General features: G+C 67.2%; 14 protein-coding genes and 1 pseudogene. 11 read left to right on the top strand and 4 right to left on the bottom strand.

What is annotated here, in order from left to right; all coding sequences use genetic code 11:
- Positions 1 to 37: 37 nt before the first annotated feature.
- Positions 38 to 322, bottom strand: coding sequence for a hypothetical protein (locus PGN23_RS06400; protein ID WP_335302027.1), 285 nt, complete (start codon positions 320 to 322; stop codon positions 38 to 40).
- Positions 323 to 448: 126 nt separating this feature from the next.
- Entirely contained in the window at positions 449 to 1,486 is a 1,038-nt protein-coding gene (locus tag PGN23_RS06395; RefSeq protein ID WP_335302026.1) for an AI-2E family transporter, read from the bottom strand.
- A gap of 313 nt (positions 1,487 to 1,799) precedes the next feature.
- Here PGN23_RS06395 and PGN23_RS06390 point away from each other — a divergent pair, with 313 nt between their 5' ends.
- Both PGN23_RS06390 and PGN23_RS06385 read left to right on the top strand, forming a co-directional pair.
- On the top strand, positions 1,800 to 2,435 hold the full coding sequence (locus tag PGN23_RS06390) for a cytochrome c oxidase assembly protein (RefSeq protein WP_335302025.1): 636 nt from the start codon (positions 1,800 to 1,802) through the stop codon (positions 2,433 to 2,435).
- Positions 2,432 to 2,923 carry a CopD family protein gene (locus tag PGN23_RS06385; RefSeq protein ID WP_335302024.1) on the top strand — a complete coding sequence of 164 codons (492 nt, stop codon included), beginning with the start codon at positions 2,432 to 2,434 and terminating at the stop codon, positions 2,921 to 2,923. Before PGN23_RS06390 ends, PGN23_RS06385 begins: the two co-directional genes overlap by 4 nt.
- On the opposite strand, the gene PGN23_RS06380 is transcribed toward PGN23_RS06385, so the two are convergent.
- Positions 2,893 to 3,414, bottom strand: coding sequence for a DUF2231 domain-containing protein (locus tag PGN23_RS06380; protein ID WP_335302023.1), 522 nt, complete (start codon positions 3,412 to 3,414; stop codon positions 2,893 to 2,895). The genes PGN23_RS06385 and PGN23_RS06380 overlap by 31 nt on opposite strands.
- An 84-nt stretch (positions 3,415 to 3,498) precedes the next feature.
- Here PGN23_RS06380 and coxB point away from each other — a divergent pair, with 84 nt between their 5' ends.
- The 6 genes from coxB to PGN23_RS06350 all read left to right on the top strand — a co-directional run bounded on the left by coxB (position 3,499) and on the right by PGN23_RS06350 (position 11,338).
- Positions 3,499 to 4,107 carry a cytochrome c oxidase subunit II gene (gene coxB, locus PGN23_RS06375; protein WP_335302022.1) on the top strand — a complete coding sequence of 203 codons (609 nt, stop codon included), beginning with the start codon at positions 3,499 to 3,501 and terminating at the stop codon, positions 4,105 to 4,107.
- Complete coding sequence (gene ctaD, locus PGN23_RS06370) at positions 4,104 to 6,551, top strand: cytochrome c oxidase subunit I (protein WP_335302021.1); 2,448 nt, start codon at positions 4,104 to 4,106, stop codon at positions 6,549 to 6,551. Before coxB ends, ctaD begins: the two co-directional genes overlap by 4 nt.
- Entirely contained in the window at positions 6,548 to 6,859 is a 312-nt protein-coding gene (locus PGN23_RS06365; protein ID WP_335302020.1) for a hypothetical protein, read from the top strand. The genes ctaD and PGN23_RS06365 overlap by 4 nt, the downstream gene beginning before the upstream one ends.
- A 19-nt stretch (positions 6,860 to 6,878) precedes the next feature.
- Complete coding sequence (locus tag PGN23_RS06360; RefSeq protein ID WP_335302019.1) at positions 6,879 to 7,901, top strand: patatin-like phospholipase family protein; 1,023 nt, start codon at positions 6,879 to 6,881, stop codon at positions 7,899 to 7,901.
- Complete coding sequence (locus tag PGN23_RS06355) at positions 7,898 to 10,282, top strand: outer membrane protein assembly factor BamB family protein (RefSeq protein ID WP_335302018.1); 2,385 nt, start codon at positions 7,898 to 7,900, stop codon at positions 10,280 to 10,282. The genes PGN23_RS06360 and PGN23_RS06355 overlap by 4 nt, the downstream gene beginning before the upstream one ends.
- A gap of 159 nt (positions 10,283 to 10,441) precedes the next feature.
- On the top strand, positions 10,442 to 11,338 hold the full coding sequence (locus tag PGN23_RS06350) for an IS630 family transposase (protein ID WP_335302017.1): 897 nt from the start codon (positions 10,442 to 10,444) through the stop codon (positions 11,336 to 11,338).
- Between the two features lie 194 nt (positions 11,339 to 11,532).
- Here the strand turns inward: PGN23_RS06350 and PGN23_RS06345 are convergent, their stop codons facing one another.
- Positions 11,533 to 12,597 carry a sensor histidine kinase gene (locus PGN23_RS06345; RefSeq protein ID WP_335302016.1) on the bottom strand — a complete coding sequence of 355 codons (1,065 nt, stop codon included), beginning with the start codon at positions 12,595 to 12,597 and terminating at the stop codon, positions 11,533 to 11,535.
- A 171-nt stretch (positions 12,598 to 12,768) separates the two neighbouring features.
- Between PGN23_RS06345 and PGN23_RS06340 the strand changes: the two genes are divergently transcribed.
- The 3 genes and pseudogenes from PGN23_RS06340 to PGN23_RS18400 all read left to right on the top strand — a co-directional run bounded on the left by PGN23_RS06340 (position 12,769) and on the right by PGN23_RS18400 (position 16,393).
- Complete coding sequence (locus PGN23_RS06340) at positions 12,769 to 13,176, top strand: response regulator (RefSeq protein WP_335302015.1); 408 nt, start codon at positions 12,769 to 12,771, stop codon at positions 13,174 to 13,176.
- A gap of 124 nt (positions 13,177 to 13,300) precedes the next feature.
- Complete coding sequence (locus PGN23_RS06335) at positions 13,301 to 15,271, top strand: TonB-dependent receptor (RefSeq protein ID WP_335302098.1); 1,971 nt, start codon at positions 13,301 to 13,303, stop codon at positions 15,269 to 15,271.
- A pseudogene (locus PGN23_RS18400) lies at positions 15,271 to 16,393 on the top strand (PepSY-associated TM helix domain-containing protein). The gene PGN23_RS06335 and the pseudogene PGN23_RS18400 overlap by 1 nt, the downstream one beginning before the upstream one ends.
- The last annotated feature ends 55 nt before the right edge of the window (positions 16,394 to 16,448 follow it).

Raw genomic sequence — 16,448 nt, 5'->3', positions numbered from 1 at the left:
CGAGGTTCTCGCGCTACCGAAACATCGCAGCGGCGGCCTACCGACATGTGCGACACCAGGCCACCGCGTTCTTGCGCGACCAGGCAGAAAAGGCGCGATCCCAGGCCACTGACCACCTCGTCGGTACACCCGGTGCCATTGACACGGCGTCGCCCGCGAACGAGACCATCACCATCACCATCACCATCACCATCACCATCACCATCACCATCACCATCACCATCACCATCACCATCACCATCACCATCACCGGTCGGTGGAACACAAACCCCAATGGAAACTGGACTAGACCGGAGACGGCGACCGCCGTGGCCTGCGACATGAGAATGGGGCTCGCCCCGAAGGCGGGCAGTGCACCCGCCGCGATGGCAAGAACGGTTATGCGCGGCGATCACGCATGCGCCCTCTCCGCGAACGCGCAACCGCAGCACTCGTCGAATCTTCGTACTCACCCCTCTGCCATGTCCCGCTCGCATCGTGGCTCGACCCACAGGCATTTGACCAGCACCCACGACGCAACCGTCAGCGGTCCACCAAGGATGACTCCGAAGATTCCAAACATGCTCCCGAAGAGGAACAGCGCGAACAGCGTCAAGGCGGGCGGGATCGACACGGCATAACGCATCACCAGCGGCGCCATCGCATTGCCCTCGATCTGTTGCCACACGAAGAAAGAACCGGCGGTCCACATGAACGGTTCCACCCCGACGGTGAGCGCGATCAGCAACGCCGGCACGGCGCCGAGAAACGGACCTACCAGCGGGATGAACTCGAGCATGCCCGCTACGATCGCTAACGCCAGCGCTGATGGCACCCCGATCACCTTGAGACCGATCAACACCGCAGTGAAGGTGGCCGCCATCGACACCAACTGACCGAGCAACCAGTTGCGCAGAGTGCGCGCCGTCTCTCTAGCGGCCTTGCCGGTCCTCCGCCGGGCGGCACGCGGCAACAAGGCCAGCGTCCCCCTGTAATACTCGGATGGGCTAGCGGCGAAATAGATCCCACCCAGCACCGCGAGGACAAGGCCGGTTAACGAAGTTGTCAGCATCCCGAACGCGGACTGCATCACCGATGCGACGCTCGATCCGTCGGGAGAGATGGTGTCGAGCACGCTTTGCACCTTGTCCTCGCCCGCCCAGTCCACGAAACGCTGCCAAGCAACGGGCAATGTCCTTCCCAAGTCGGACAGCTGCGATCCCACTTCCTGCCCCAGCAGCATGCCGGCGCCGGCCAGCACGCCCAGGATCAGCATTCCGGCCAACGCCATCGCCCAACCCTTACTCAGCGGCAACAGGCGGCAAAGCCCGTCGGCAGCGGCATGTAGCACGACCGCGATGAGTACCGCGGCGAAGGCAAGCAGCAATACGTTGTGCAATCGCCAGACAAGAATGGCCAGCGAGACCAGTCCGATGAAGATCATCGTCCGGATCGCGAACTTTGCGTAACCGGCTCGCCCACCAGCCGCGGGCAGGGGTGCAGTCATCTGTGCCGCCATACCAGCCGCGCGGTGTCGGATGCCGCGGGAGACGTGGCACCGCCACGCAAGAGCAGGAAGGTGGTCCTCACGAGACACTCCCAAACGTTACGTACTCGTACAGTATGTGCCCCGTCCGATTTTGCAAAAAAATTTCTCTCGACGCGGCGAAATTGTAGCCGGGTCATTTCGGATGCGGTATGCTGGCGGGCAGCGACGAACGGCAGTCACACGGTGGGGACGAATGATCGCTTTAAGGGGTAGCTACTGCGGATCGGCACCCGTCGCGAACCTTTGGTGGAGCGCGTGGAACGGCGATCCGGTGCTGCTCGCCAGCTTGGTGATCGGCGCCGTCGCCGCGCTCCGCCTGCCGCCCGGTCGGCGCCGGTTCGGGCTGGGCGCGGTCGCGCTGCTTGCCCTCGCGTTCGTGTCACCGCTCTGCGCGCTCACCACCGCATTGCTCGCCGCTCGGAGCGTTCATCATCTGCTGCTGATGGCCGGAGCCGCGCCGCTGCTGGCGCGCGCCTGGCCCGCACGCCGGGGCGGGATCGCGGCTGCGCTCGTCGCGATGGGAGCGGTGCTGTGGCTATGGCATGCGCCGCCCCTCTACGACGCGGCGCTCGGCAACATCGCGCTGTACTGGGCGATGCAACTGGCGTTGCTGGGCGCGAGCTGGTGGTTTTGGAGCATGGCGCTCGCCGTGCCCGCGCCGTCCGCCTTCGTCGGGCTGACCGGCGCGGCGGCACAGATGGGGATGCTGGGCGCGCTGCTGACTTTCGCGCCGCGTCCGCTCTACGCTGCGCATCTCGCAACAACCGTCTCCTATGGTATCGGACCACTTCAGGACCAGCAACTTGCCGGCCTCGTGATGTGGGTGCCGGGGATGCTGCCCTTCGCGCTCGCCATAGGCTGGATCGCGGCGCGACGCTGGCGCGCGCCGGGGGTGGCCACGGCATGATCGTCTCGCTGGTGAAGGCGCTGCACATCGCCGCGCTGATCCTGTGGTGCGCCGGGCTCGTGGCGCTGCCGCTGATGCTGGGCAAGCATCGTGCCGACGAAAGTCAGACCGATTACGCGCGGCTGCGCCTACTGACGCACGACAGCTATGCCTTTATCGTGACCCCTGCAGCGGTGGTCGCGATCGCGGCGGGGACGCTGCTGATCTACCTGCGCGGCGTGTTCGAGCCGTGGATGTTTGCCAAGCTGGTCGCGGTCGGCCTGCTGGTCGCGCTGCATGCGCTGGTCGGCCATACCGTGCTGCTGATGAGCGAGCGGCGTGGCGACTATGTGCCGCCGTCACCCGTGCCGCTAGCGATCGGCAGCATCGCCACGATGACGGTCGTCCTGCTGCTGGTGCTGGCCAAGCCAGTCGCACCCGACATCCTGCCCCAATGGCTGAAGGCGCCCCAGCACCGTCAGCTTCCGGTCGACGAGACACCGATTTGATATTCGAACACCAGCTTGCCGCCGTGCCATCCGGTGAAGCCCGTGAACCCGACCGCGAACAGCGACAGGAGCAGGCCGTAGGGCAGCACCGCCTGTTCGTAGCCGGTCAGGCGATAGCCCCAGTTCGCGCCGAGGATCGACAGCAGCATGACCGCGATGATGAAGTGCGTCCAGCTGGCCGAGCGGGCGCGGATGCCCGGCACCATCAGCAACTCGACCGTGCCCGCGACCCCGGCCAGTACGCCGAGCAGGAAGCCGGCGCCCGAGGCCCACAATCCGGCGCGCGCCCAGAAATTGTCGCCCGTCCACCAATAGAGCAGGTCGGCGCCCGCGGTGCAGGCGGTCAGCGCGATCGGAAAGGCGACCAGCATCGCATGGATCGGATGGCCGGCGACCGCGATCTTGGATTCGGTACGGTCGAACGCCGGTCGCTGCTCGACCGGATCGACCAGCCGCTGCTCCGCAACCCGCTCGTGCGCGGTATCGGTCATCGTCGTCACACCCCCTCGTCGGTCCTGCGGCTCGCAGGGTTCGCCGCCCCAACGCTCGGCCTGCTGGGAGGTTGCAGCGGCCGGTTGTCGACGATCGATCCGGCGGGTCCCTACGCCCGCTCGGTCACCGGACTGTGGTGGGTGATGCTCGGCGGCGCGGCGTTGCTGTCGCTGCTGGTGTTCGTGCTGCTCGCGCTCGCCTTCCGGCGGCGGCCTGACGGGGACGGTGTGGCGAATCCGCGATTGTGGATCGGCTGGCTGGGGCTGGCGATGCCGGGCGCAGTGCTGCTGCCGCTGCTCGGCTACGCGCTGGTGATCGGAGCGCGGACGCTGCCCGTCCCCGCGGAGGATGCGGTGGCGATCGACGTCGTCGCGCGTCGATATGCGTGGGACTTCGGCTATCCCGGCGGACGGCGGACGCGGGACGTGCTGCACATCCCCGCGGGCCGCCCGGTGGATCTGGAGATCACAGCGACCGACGTGATCCACAGCCTGTGGGTACCGCGGCTGGCCGGCAAGATGGACGCGATCCCCGGCCAGACCAACCGGCTGCGGATCGAGGCCGACGCCCCGGGAACCTATCAGGGCGAATGCGCGGAATATTGCGGGACGGGCCACGGGAACCACGGTTTCGTCGTCGTCGCGCACGACGCCGCCGGATGGGCCGCCTTTATCGGGGAGCGCGCACGATGAAGGCACTGCAGCTGCACCACGAACTGACCGCGATCTGGCGGACCGAGCCGGGATGGCGCGGGCATCTCCGCTCGGTCAATCACAGCGACATCGGAAAGCGCTTCATCGTCGCCGCCTTCGTCTTCTTCGCGATCGGCGGCGTGCTGGCGATGCTGATCCGGGCGCAGCTCGCGACGCCGCGCAGCGCCTTCGTCGGGCCGGAGGTCTACAACCAGCTCTTCACGATGCACGGCAGCATCATGATGTTCCTGTTCGCCATCCCGATGTTCGAGGGGCTGACGATGTACCTGCTGCCCAAGATGCTGGGCGCGCGCGACCTCGCCTTCCCGCGGCTCTCGGCGCTCGGCTGGTGGTGCTATCTGTTCGGCGGCACGATCATCGTCCTCGCGATGCTGGCGGGGGTCGCCCCGAACGCGGGGTGGTTCCTCTATCCGCCGCTGTCGGGCAGGACGTACACGCCCGGCATCAATTCCGACGTCTGGCTGCTCGGCGTCACCTTCGTCGAGATTTCGGCGATGTGCGCGGCGATCGAGATCGCGGTGTCGATCCTCAAGCTCCGCGCGCCCGGCATGCGGCTCGACCGGATGCCGATCTTCGCCTGGTACATGCTGGCGACGGCGGGGATGATGATCTTCGGCTTCCCGCCGCTGATCCTCGGCTCGATCCTGCTGGAGGTCGAGCGCGCGTTCGGCTGGCCCTTCTTCGACCCGGCGCTGGGCGGGTCCCCGCTCCTGTGGCAGCACCTGTTCTGGCTGTTCGGCCATCCGGAGGTCTACATCATCTTCCTGCCCGCGGCGGGCGCGGTGTCGACGATCCTGCCGGTGATGGCCCGCGCCCGCCTGCTGGGATATGGCGCGATCATCGCGGCGATCATGGCGCTGGCCTTTCTCAGCTTCGGGCTGTGGGTGCACCACATGTTCACCACCGGCATCCCGCACATGGCGCTGGGTTTCTTCTCGGCCGCGTCCGCTCTGGTCGCCGTCCCGACCGCGGTGCAGATCTTCGCTTGGCTCGGCACGTTGTGGAGCGGGCGACCGCAGATGAAGCTGCCGATGCTCTACCTGATCGGCTTCTTCATCGTCTTCGTGCTGGGCGGGCTGACCGGCGTCATGCTGGCGATGGTCCCGTTCGACGCGCAGGCGCATGACACGGCGTTCGTCACCGCGCACCTGCACTATGTGCTGGTCGGCGGATTCGTCTTCCCGATGCTCGCCGCGGCCTATTACTGGCTGCCGCACGTCACCGGCAGGCAACGGGTGATGCGGATCGGCGAGGCGGCGTTCTGGCTGATCTTCATCGGCTTCAACCTGACCTTCTTCATGATGCACCTGACCGGGTTGCTCGGCATGCCGCGCCGGATCGACACCTATCCGGAAGGGATGGGCTGGACCGCGCTCAACCTGCTGTCGTCGATCGGCGGCTTCCTGCAGGCGTTCGGCTTCGCGCTGTTCCTGATCGACGTCGTATTGCAGATCGGGCTGGGACGGGTGCATCGCCGCAATCCGTGGGGCGCGACGACGCTGGAATGGGCGATGGCCACGCCCGCCCCGGCCTACAATTTCGCCAGCCTCGCGACCGTCACCGACCGCGAGCCGCTGTCGACGCAGCCCGACCTCGGCGTGCGACTGGCCCGCGGCGAAGGGTTGCTGGCGGTCGCGCGGAACGGCTGGCGCGAGACGATGGTGATCGACATGACGACCGGAGCGCCCGAACATGTCGCGATCCTGCCGGGCAACAGCTGGCTGCCGATCACCACCGCAGCGATGCTGGGCGGCTTCTTCCTGTCGATGCTTGCCGGCCTTTACGCGGTCGCGCCGCTGTTCCTGCCGATGGTGGCGTGGCTCGGTTGGCGCTGGGCGTGGACCAACGGGTACCATGAGGACGTGGGGCCGCTGGATGCGGGCCACGGCTACCGTCTTCCGCCTAGTTTTGAGGCAGAGCGGACGACGGGCTGGTGGGGCAGCGTTCTGGCGCTCGGCGCAAGCGCGACCCTCTTCACCGCGCTGCTGTTCGGCTATGCCTTCCTGTGGACGATCGCCCCCAACTGGCCGCCGCCACGACTGATCGCGCCATCGCTCGCCGTGCCGGCACTGGCGTCAGCGGGCGCGGCCCTTTCCGTCGTCACGGCGCGGCAGGGCAGGATAGCGGCGGCACTGGGCGGGCAGGCCGCGATCGTCGTCGCGCTGGTCCTGCTGCTCTGGTGGGCACCAGCCCCGACCGGCCACGCCTATGCCGCGACGAGCGCCGCCATCGCCGCCTACGGCATCTTCCATGCCGGGACCGCGATGCTGATCCTCGCCTTCGTCGCCGCCCGGGCGCGGGCCGGCTTCCACTCGCCGGCGCGATCGGGCGAGGTGCGGATCGCGCGGCTTTGGAGCGATCACGGCGCCGCGGCGGGCGCCTTTTGCGCGATCCTGCTCGTCGTGCCCGGATGGCTGGCATGACCGTGCTGTTGCGCCTGTCGGCCGGGCCGATCGGCTGGGCCGTCGCTTTCTGTCTGATCTATGGGCTGCACGGGGTCGGCTGCGCCCATGGCTGGGACCGGATCGAGCTGCCGGGCGGGGATGCGCAGCGGATCGTGCTGGCGGCGGCGTGGCTCGCCTGCCTGGCCGCAACGCTCGCGCTCGCGCTCTACCTGTCGCGCGATCGTTCGACGCCGCTCGGCCGCGCGGTGCTGGCGACCGGCTGGACGGGCTTCGCCGCGACGCTCGTCACCTTCGTGCCGCTGCTCGCGGTACCGACCTGCGTATGATCGCATTGAGGACATGGCCATGACGGATCGTTCGTCCGCTCCCCGGATCGGCCTCGCGTTACAGGGCGGGGGCGCGCACGGCGCCTATGGCTGGGGCGTGATCGACCGGCTGCTCGAAGACGGCGCCGAGATCGCCGCGGTCAGCGGCGCAAGCGCGGGCGCGCTCAACGGGGCGGCACTGGTCACCGGGCTGGTGGAAGGCGGGACGGACGGCGCCCGCGCGGCGCTGGAGCGGGTGTGGCGCACAGTCGCGGCGCGATCTCCGCTCAGCGGCTTCGACTGGAGCGCGCTGGCGGGGCCATGGATGGAACCGTGGCTGCGTCACGGCCTCGAAGCGGCCAAACTCGCCAGCCGCTATTTCGCGCCGTTCACGCCCGGGCTCGCCGACATGCGTGCGCTGCGGTCTGTGATCGCCGGCACCATCGACCTCGATCGCCTCGCCGATCCGCGCGCGGTGCCGCTCCACATCTCCGCGACGAAGGTCGCGACCGGCGCGGCGCGGTTGTTCGAGGGGGACGGGATCACGCTCGACGCGCTGATGGCGTCGGCCTGCCTGCCGGACCTGTTCGCGCCCGTGGAGATCGACGGCGAGTTCCATTGGGACGGCGGCTTCTCCGCCAATCCGCCCGTAGAGCCGCTCGTCATCGACGACCGCGTCACCGATATCATCGTCGCGCAGATCACGCCCTTCGCCGCCGGACCGCCGGACCGGACGCCGGCCGCGATCACCCGGCGGATCAACGACATCACCTTCAACGCCGTGCTGGCCCGCGAGCTGGGGGCGCTCACCGCGATGCAGTCCATCGCACGCGATACCGCCGATGCCGACCCGCGGCTCGCCGTGCTCGCCGCGTTGCGGCTCCACATGATCGAGCCGCCGGCGACCCTCGGCGGGATCAGCAAGCTCGACACGCGCTGGTCGCAGATCGCATGGATGCGCGATCTCGGCCGGGATCATGCCGGCGCGTGGCTGGCGGAACATGGGGCGGCCATCGGCTGCCGGTCGACGCTGGACGCATTGCCAGGCGAAATGGCGGCATGAACCGCCGGCAGCCCCGCCGCACGCTGTTCCTCGCGGTGCAGACGGCTGCCGGACTGCTCGGTCTCGCGATGGCGGTTCTCGGCGCGTGGCTGATCCTGTTGGGCGGCACGGTCTATTACCTCGTCGCCGGGCTGTTGCTCCTGACGGGATGCGCGGCTGCCTGGTCCGGTCGCCACGGGGGCGCGATCGGCGCGGGCGGACTGGCCCTGCTGCTGACCGCCATCTGGGCGATGGAGGAAATCGCGGGCAAGGGATGGATGCCTGCCTGGGGCTTCGACCTGGCCGGTCGGATCGGCCTGCCGGCGGCACTGGTGATCGGGTCCATCACGATCCTGTCGTTTCCGGCGGACAGGCGATGGGACCGCGAGCTGGCGATCGTCGGCGGTGCGGCGCTACTGGCGGCGGGGGCCGGCCTAGCGCTGTTCTGGGAGCGGCCCACGACACCCCATGACGCTGTGGCAGCTGCGCGTGGCCCGGCCGATACCGACTGGACGGCGTTCGGCGGCACCAACGCCGGCATGCGCTATTCGCCCGCCACGCAGATCACCCCCACCAATGTCGGCGGCCTGCGCGAGGCATGGCGCTTCCATACGGGCGACCTGCCCCCCGATGGCGACCGTCTCTTCTTCTCCGCGCAGAACACGCCGCTCAAGGTGGGCGACACCCTGTACCTCTGCTCGGCGCGCAACCGGGTGTTCGCGCTCGATCCCGCGACGGGGCGCGAGAAGTGGCGCTACGAGCCGCGTATCGCGCCGCGCGCGCTGGAATCGACCTTCTCGGTCGCCTGCCGCGCGGTCGGCTATCACGCGAATGCGGCGGCTCCGGCCGGGGCGGCCTGTGCGGCGCGGGTGTTCGTTGCCGTGGCCGACGGGCGGCTGGTGGCTCTCGACGCGCGAACCGGCCGGGCGTGCACCGGCTTCGGACGGGGCGGGACGGTCGACCTGACGCGGCGCATGGGGTTGGACGAGCCCGGTCACGCCTCCAGCAACTCCGGCCCGGCGGTGATCGGCGACATGGTGATCGTCGGCCAGCAGGTCAGCGACAACCAGCGGCGCGACGCGCCGTCGGGCGTGGTGCGCGCCTATGACGCGACCACCGGCGCGTTGCGTTGGGCGTGGGATGCCAAGCGGCCCGACGCGCGCGCGCCGCTCCCCCCCGGCGCGACCTGGCCCGAGGGGACGCCCAACGTCTGGAACGTGATATCGGGCGACGCCGGCCTCGGGCTGGTGCTGCTCGCGACCGGCAACGCCGGCAACGATCACTGGGGCGGAAACCGCGATCCCGAGGACGATCGGTTCAGTTCCGCCGTGGTCGCGGTGGACTTGGCGACAGGCGCGACGCGCTGGGTCTTCAGGACCGTGGAGCGCGACCGGTTCGATTACGACCTTGGTGCGCAGCCGGTGCTGACGACGATCCCGGTCGGCGGCGTATTGCGCCGGGTGGTGGTGCAGGGAACGAAGACGGGGTCGCTGTTCGTGCTCGACGCGGCGACCGGGCTTCCGGTGCGGCCGGTCGCCTATCGTCCCGCGCCGGGCGGGGGGATGCCGGGCGACCGGCTGTCGCCAGTCCAGCCGCAATCGGTCGCCTATCCCAACCTGTCCGGACGGCCAGGTGCCGATCCCGAGCAGATCGACGCCCGCCACGCCTTCGGCCTGACGCCGATCGATGCCGCATGGTGTCGCATCCAGTTTCACCGGATGCGCTATGAGGGGATCTATACCCCACCCACCGACCGCGGAATGGGCACCTTGCTGTTCCCCGGGACCATTGGTGGGTTGAACTGGGGCGGACTGGCGATCGACCCCGTGCGCGGCATCGTCGTGACCAACCACAGCCGCCTTCCCAACCGCGTGAAGCTGTTCCCGCGCGCAGCGGTCGCTGCACCGGCGATCGGCGATGGCGGTCGTCGCCCCGACCAGGCGGTCGCTCCGCAGAAGGGGGCGCCATGGGCCGTTGATCGACCGATGTGGCTGTCGCCGCTCGGCGTGCCCTGCATCGCGCCGCCCTGGGGGTATCTGGCCGCGACCGATCTCGCGACCGGTCGGCTGCTATGGTCGCAGCCGTTCGGTACGGGGCGCGACAGCGGGCCGCTGGGGCTGCCGTCGATGCTGCGCATCCCGATTGGCACGCCGAACCTGGGAGGTGCGGTGACCACCGCAACCGACCTGTCCTTCATCGCGGCGACGCAGGATGATTATATCCGGGCCTATGAAACGGCATCGGGCCGGTTGCTATGGTCGGCACGCCTGCCCGCCGGCGGCCAGGCCTCGGCGATGACCTACATGCATCGCGGGCGCCAGTATGTCGCGATCAGTGCGACTGGCCATGCCCGGTTCGAGACCCGTCCCGGCGATGCGCTGATTGTCTACGCACTACCGTGATGGTGCCGATATCTCTCCGATAAGGCACCATCGCGCTTTCGAACAGTCTAGAGTCGAATTCGACCTGGTTGAATCATCAGGAATTCACAAGTTTCTGATTTGTTGATTCAGTCTGCCAGCCGGGTTGGAGGGCGGCATGGATGGGCAAGGCGTACTCGGATGGTTGCGGCGATGGCGACGGGACGGAGCTGCCGGGAGGTGGGCGTGGCGTCGAGCACGGCCGGCAACTGTTGGCGTCGCTACCGAAGCGAGAGCAGCCACGCGGCTCGCCCGACGGGAGGTGATCGACGCTCGAAGCTCCTGGATCAGGCGGAGTGGATCGGCGGGCGGCTGGCGGGGACGCCGGAGCTGACGCTGGCGGAGGTGCGGAGCGAGTTGGCCCGGCGCGGGGTCGATGTCAGTTATGCGAGCGTCTGGCAGACGGTGCGCAAGCTGAAGCTGCGGCACAAAAAAAGGACGATCTTCGCGACTGAGCGGGACCGTCCGGACGTGGCGGTCGCACGCGAGGTCTGGCGGGTCGCACAGGCCGGGCTCGACTTTGCGTCGCTGGTGTTTGTCGACGAGACCGGCACGACGACCAGCATGACCCGGCTGCGCGGCTGGGGCCAGAAGGACAAGCCACTGCCGGGCAAGGCACCGCACGGCCACTGGATGACGTCGACTTTCGTCGCTGGCCTGCGCCATAACGGAATCGCTGCTCCCATGCTGATCGACACGCCCATGACCGGCCGCATCTTTCAGCAATGGCTGACCGATCACCTCATCCCCGAACTGCCGCCAGGCAGCATCGTGGTGTGCGACAACCTGGCCGCACACAAGGTCGACGGCGTCCGCCAATGCCTCGAAAAGGCCGGCATGGGCCTGCCCTATCTTCCCCCCTATAGTCCCGACTTCAATCCGATCGAGCAGGCCTTCGCCAAGATAAAGGCACTACTCCGCCGTGCAGCGCCACGCTCGTTCGATGCTATTCTCAACGCACTCAAGCACATTCTTCAACGCTTCCGCCCCACCGAATGCGCTAAATACCTTCGCCACTCAGGCTACGTGCAAACGTGATCGATTCTGACTCTAGACATGCGGGCCATCAAGGCATCTCGGCGTCAGCATCCAAATAAGACCGGTCTCTGACCCGCCCGGACGCGAGAAGCGTCAAGTGGCGGCCAGCCCGTGAGTTTCCGCACGGTCTGGAAGGTGAAACGGGAAACCGGTCAGCATGGCCCCGAAGATATCGTAGGGTTCAAGCGATCGGCTTAGTAGGCAATCTGATCGAGCGGAAAGCGGACGTGGATGCCGAGTCCGCCGTCTTGCCAATCGCGCTCGATCGATCCGCGCAACGTCACAACGCTCGCCTGCTCCAAGCGGCTGCCAAAGCCTTTACCTACCGGCACGGCGCTGTCCCGCACGGGTCCGCCGGTTTCCTGCCATCGTATGTCTGCCGTTCCATCGACGGCCTGAATAGAGACGCGCAGCCTTCCCGTCTCCGACGCGAGTGCGCCATATTTGGCCGCATTCGTAGCCAACTCGTGGAACAATAATCCCAATGTCGGCACAGCGTGCTGGCCGACCGGAACCGGATCGCCCGACACGCCGATGCGCGCCTCTGACGTGTCGGCATGGGGCGCCAAGACCTCGCGGAGGAGCGCCGGCAGCGTCGTGCCGGCCTCGGTCACGACGTCCTCGTAAAGGTTCGGAAGGGTAAGGGCTTGCGCGCGCGACAGCGATTGAAGACGGGCGGTAAGATCGCGGGCCAGCTCGCCCGCATCGCTTGTGCCTCGCGCGCTAAGCGCGACCAGGCTGCTCGTCAGGGTGAAGAGGTTCTTGATCCGGTGGTTCATCTCCCGGATGATGAGGTCCTGCCGCGCCGCGGCCTGCTTCGCGGCCGAGATGTCGCGCGCGATCTTTGAGGCACCCAGAACGTCCCCCGCCTCATTCTTCACCGGCGAGACGGTCAGCGCCACGTTCACCGGGTAGCCATCCTTGTGGCGGCGCACCGTCTCGAACAGTCCGACCCGTTCGGCGGCCCGGATGCGGCGGATGATCGCCTCTTCCTCGTGCAATCGGTCTTCCGGGATGATGAGCGTGATTGGCCGCCCGATCGCTTCATAGGCGGTGTAGCCGAAGAGCCGTTCGGCACCCGCGTTCCAGGTGATGATGGTGCCGCCGAGGGTCTTGGAAAGGATCGCATCGTCGCTGTCCTCTACGATCGCCGCCAGCCATGCTCCCGCCTCGAACGCATCGCGCCGGCTGACGGCCTCGCGCGCCTTGCTGCGTGCGAGGCTGTCGGTCAGTTCCGCATGGGTTGGAGGCTTGATCATCTGGCAGGCTCCGTAGGTCCGTAGTAAGTGGCTCGAACTCGAGCCAACGCTGTCCGGACCTGGATACGGCGCTCGCCTTCTATACAACGATTGTGGCGAGTAGAACAGGAACACCCAATAACTGCTCGCCCCGCGCGAGAACCAACGCGCCCTTCATGCTTTATCGCCAGCATGACTGTCTCAACCGTTCCCTTCGCCGTCGTCGTGGATGACGATACGCTAGTTCTCATGAACGCAAGCGACATCCTCAGCGATGTCGGCTTCCGCACGCTGGAGGCGTCAAACGGTGACCAGGCCAAGGACATTATTGAGGACAAGGGTGAGAGCATCGTGCTGCTCTTTACCGATGTCGAGATGCCCGGGAAGACGGATGGCTTTGCGCTGTCACGCTATGTCGCGGAGCATTGGTCCGACATCGAGATCGTCGTCGCCAGCGGACGAGTGAAGCCTGAACCCGGCGACATGCCGGAAAAGGCGACCTTCCTCTCCAAGCCGTTCAATGCCGAGACGATCCACGACCATCTGCGCGAAACCCTGCCTGACGGAAAGAAGCCGGAACCGCTGAAGCAAGCCGTCTGACATCATCGCCGGCTGCGGCTTCCCAAAAACGATGGCAGACCGTGCGGAAACTCGCTGATGCGCTGCTCCAGACGTTCTCCCTGCTGAGAGAGGAGCGGATGCTGTTGGATTTCGGTTCAGCGCGCTGGCGGTAGCGGGATGGCGCCGTGCCCGGCTCTATCCGGCACGGCATCCGTGTAATTCGCCGGATGGATCAGGCCATCACAGCCCGGATCAGCGCTGGGATGCCGATGAGGGTAATGGCGCGCCTGAGATTGTATCGGCATCGACCGTCGTCCAGCGCGACAGCAACAACTGGCACTATGATCGGGTCGAGGTGCTGAAGGGACCGGCTTCGGTGCTCTACGGCGAGGGAGCGCTGGCCGGCGTCATCAACAAGGTGACGCGCAAGCCCGTGCTGGGCGAACGCCACCTCGACACACTGCTGTCGGTCGGGAGCTTCGACACGGTGTTCGCGGCGGGTGGGGTCAACCTGCCGGTATCGTCCACGATCGCGGTGCGGGCGGATGCCAGCTACCAGCGGTCGCACAGTCTCTACGACGTCGATAACAACGACACCTTCTCGGCCGGGCTGACCGCCAGCGCGCTGTGGAAACCGAGTGATCGTCTGTCGCTGCTCGTCGCGGTCGATCATTTCGAGGATCGCTACGACGCCACCTATCAGGGACTGCCGCTGATCCCCGGCGAATATGCACTGCGCCCATCGGATGCCGTGACGAGCGCGAACGGCCTTGTCGCCGATCGCGCGCTGCGTCGCCGGAACTACAATCCCCAAGGAGCCTATTCCGGTGCCGACGAGACGACGGTGCGCTCGCGGCTCGACTGGTCGATCGGCAGCGGGTGGACCTTCGCGCTCGACCTGACCGGTTACACCGCGAAGCGCGCGTTTCTGCTCGCCGACAGCCAGACCTTCGTCGCGCCCACCGCAGCGCTTCCGAACAGCAGCTTCCGGCAGACCTATCAGGATTTCCGGCACGATCATCAGTTCTGGAATGCGCGCGGGGTGATCGGCAACGATCAATCGATCGCGGGCCTGCGCAACCGCTTCAGCCTTGGCGTCGAGCACAACGATACCGATTTCGTCAGCCTGCGTCAGACGGCTCCCACCTCGGCCCTCCCGGCAGTGGACGTGCGCAACCCGGCCATCGTGCCCCTGCCTACGGGCACGGCGATTTTTACCGCCGGCAACGTCACCTTCGATTCCAAGCTGAAGCAGACCTCGGTGTTCGCGGAGGATGCGCTGAACCTAACGCCGAAGTGGCTGCTGGTCGGCGGGGTGCGCTGGGACCATATGGAACTGGACCGCGCGACGATCCAGGATGTCACCGGCGCGGTCGATCGCAACAGCCCGACCTTCGATCCTGTCTCGTGGCGGGCGGGCACGACCTGGGACGTCACGCCGGGCCTGACGCTCTATGCGCAATATACGACGGCGGGATCGACGGTGTCCTCGATCCTGCTGGCCTCGATCGCCAACAGCCGGTTCCGGCTGACCAAGGGCCGGGCCTACGAGGCCGGGTTCAAAGCGAGCGCCTGGGGTGGACGGGCGAGCGTCACCGGCGCGGCTTACCGGATCGAACAGCGCGATATTCTGACGCGCGATCCCAACAACCCGGCGCTGGCCGTGCAGGGCGGGCGGCAATCGTCGCAAGGCGTTGAGCTGTCCGGTGTCGTTTCCCCCGTAAAGGCGCTGCGCCTCTCTGGGGGCGTGTCCTACACCGACGCGCAATATGACGAACTGTCAGAGCTGGTAGCCGGCGTGCGAATCGATCGTAGCGGCAACCGCCCGATCAATGTGCCCTCAACCACGGTCAACGCCTCGGCGCTTTACACCATCGCCAACAAGGTGACGGTGGGCGGCTTCCTGCGGCACGCCAGCGCCTTCTACACCGACACCGCCAACACCATTCGGGTTGCCGGGCATACCGTGCTGGACGCCAGCCTGTCGTTCCCGGTCGCGCCGCAAGCGACCCTGACTCTGCGCGGCCGGAACCTGACCGACGCCTTCTACGGCGAATATTCCGGCTACCCGACCACCAACGTCTATATCGGCGCGCCGCGATCGTTCGAGGTGGCGCTGGCGACGCGGTTCTGATGAGCGCGCACCGCCGATCGGCAGGATCGCGCGCGCGCATCCTCGTGCGCCGCGTCCATCTCTGGCTGGGATTGAGCCTGGGACTGCTATTCGCGGTGCTGGGCCTCACCGGCTCGGCACTGGTGTTCTACACCGGCATTGACGCCGCGCTCCACCCTGCCGTCCGCGTCGGGCAAGACAGTCCTGCACCGGACCTGGCATCGCCGGTATGGGACCGTGCCCTGGCGGCAGGACGCGCCCGCTGGCATGATCCCGCCGGCAAATGGACCATCGAGGTGACGGGCGAGGGCGGCGCTATCCCGGCGCGCTTCTACCCGTCGTCCGGACATGGCCATCACGCCGATCGGATGATGGTCTGGTTCTCGCCCGATGGCAGGCGGATCGTCCGTGCCGAACCGTGGGGCGGCTATCTGATGAGCTGGCTCTACCAGCTCCACATGGCGCTGCTCGCTGGCGACCTCGGCGGTCAGGTGGCGGGCTGGTCAGGCGATGCTGCTGCTGCTGGTCAGCGGCGTTGTTGCATGGTGGCCGCGCGGAAGCTGGCGTAAGGCAATCGCCTTTAAGCGCGACGCCGTGCCGACCCGCCGGCTGCGTGACCTGCACAAGCTGTCCGGCCTGTGGAGCATGGTGCTGCTGTTCGTGCTTGTCGCGACTGGCGCGCTGCTCGCGCTGCCTGCTGTCATGCAGGCCGTGTTGCGGCCTGCTGCCATTCCGGCTCCGAAATCCATTGGCGGCCTGAGTGGCAGCACGAGTATCGTGCAAGCGTTCGACGCGGCGCATCGAGCGGTGCCGGGTGGTCGGATCGTCTTCATCGATGTGCCCGGCGCGCGCGATGCACCAATCCGGGTGCGCCTCCAGGTGCCCGGCGATCCACACCGGCGCTTCCCGAGCAGCTACGTCTTCATCGACCGGTTTTCGAGTCAGGTGCTGGCGGTGCATGATGTCCGCCACGCCGGCATCGGAACGGCCGTGGCGAGTTGGGTTCGCACGTTGCATGACGGGACGGTTGGAGGCTTGGCGACGCGCATCCTGGCCGTGGTGTTGGGCTTCGTTCCGGCACTGTTGTTCGCGACCGGCACGCTGCATTGGTTGCGACGGCGCAGGGCCATCCACACAGTTTGACTTTGGCCGATCAGCTTTCCCGCAAACGAACCTGTGACGGGAATCCTGCGGTGCC

It is taken from the genome of Sphingomonas adhaesiva (assembly GCF_036946125.1).
GTDB classification, from domain to species: Bacteria; Pseudomonadota; Alphaproteobacteria; order Sphingomonadales; family Sphingomonadaceae; genus Sphingomonas; species Sphingomonas adhaesiva_A.
Note: the sequence above shows the minus strand (reverse complement) of the source record. Positions and strands in the feature narration are given on the sequence as shown.

What these genes read in the sequence shown, in the direction of transcription:
- PGN23_RS06340 (WP_335302015.1), top strand. Translation starts at nt 12,769, where the DNA reads ATGACTGTCTCAACCGTTCCCTTCGCCGTCGTCGTGGATGACGATACG.
- PGN23_RS06365 (WP_335302020.1), top strand. Translation starts at nt 6,548, where the DNA reads ATGACCGTGCTGTTGCGCCTGTCGGCCGGGCCGATCGGCTGGGCCGTC.
- PGN23_RS06395 (WP_335302026.1), bottom strand. Translation starts at nt 1,486, where the DNA reads ATGACTGCACCCCTGCCCGCGGCTGGTGGGCGAGCCGGTTACGCAAAG.
- PGN23_RS06360 (WP_335302019.1), top strand. Translation starts at nt 6,879, where the DNA reads ATGACGGATCGTTCGTCCGCTCCCCGGATCGGCCTCGCGTTACAGGGC.
- ctaD (WP_335302021.1), top strand. Translation starts at nt 4,104, where the DNA reads ATGAAGGCACTGCAGCTGCACCACGAACTGACCGCGATCTGGCGGACC.
- PGN23_RS06345 (WP_335302016.1), bottom strand. Translation starts at nt 12,597, where the DNA reads ATGATCAAGCCTCCAACCCATGCGGAACTGACCGACAGCCTCGCACGC.
- PGN23_RS06350 (WP_335302017.1), top strand. Translation starts at nt 10,442, where the DNA reads ATGGTTGCGGCGATGGCGACGGGACGGAGCTGCCGGGAGGTGGGCGTG.
- PGN23_RS06400 (WP_335302027.1), bottom strand. Translation starts at nt 322, where the DNA reads ATGTCGCAGGCCACGGCGGTCGCCGTCTCCGGTCTAGTCCAGTTTCCA.
- PGN23_RS06385 (WP_335302024.1), top strand. Translation starts at nt 2,432, where the DNA reads ATGATCGTCTCGCTGGTGAAGGCGCTGCACATCGCCGCGCTGATCCTG.
- PGN23_RS06355 (WP_335302018.1), top strand. Translation starts at nt 7,898, where the DNA reads ATGAACCGCCGGCAGCCCCGCCGCACGCTGTTCCTCGCGGTGCAGACG.
- PGN23_RS06380 (WP_335302023.1), bottom strand. Translation starts at nt 3,414, where the DNA reads ATGACCGATACCGCGCACGAGCGGGTTGCGGAGCAGCGGCTGGTCGAT.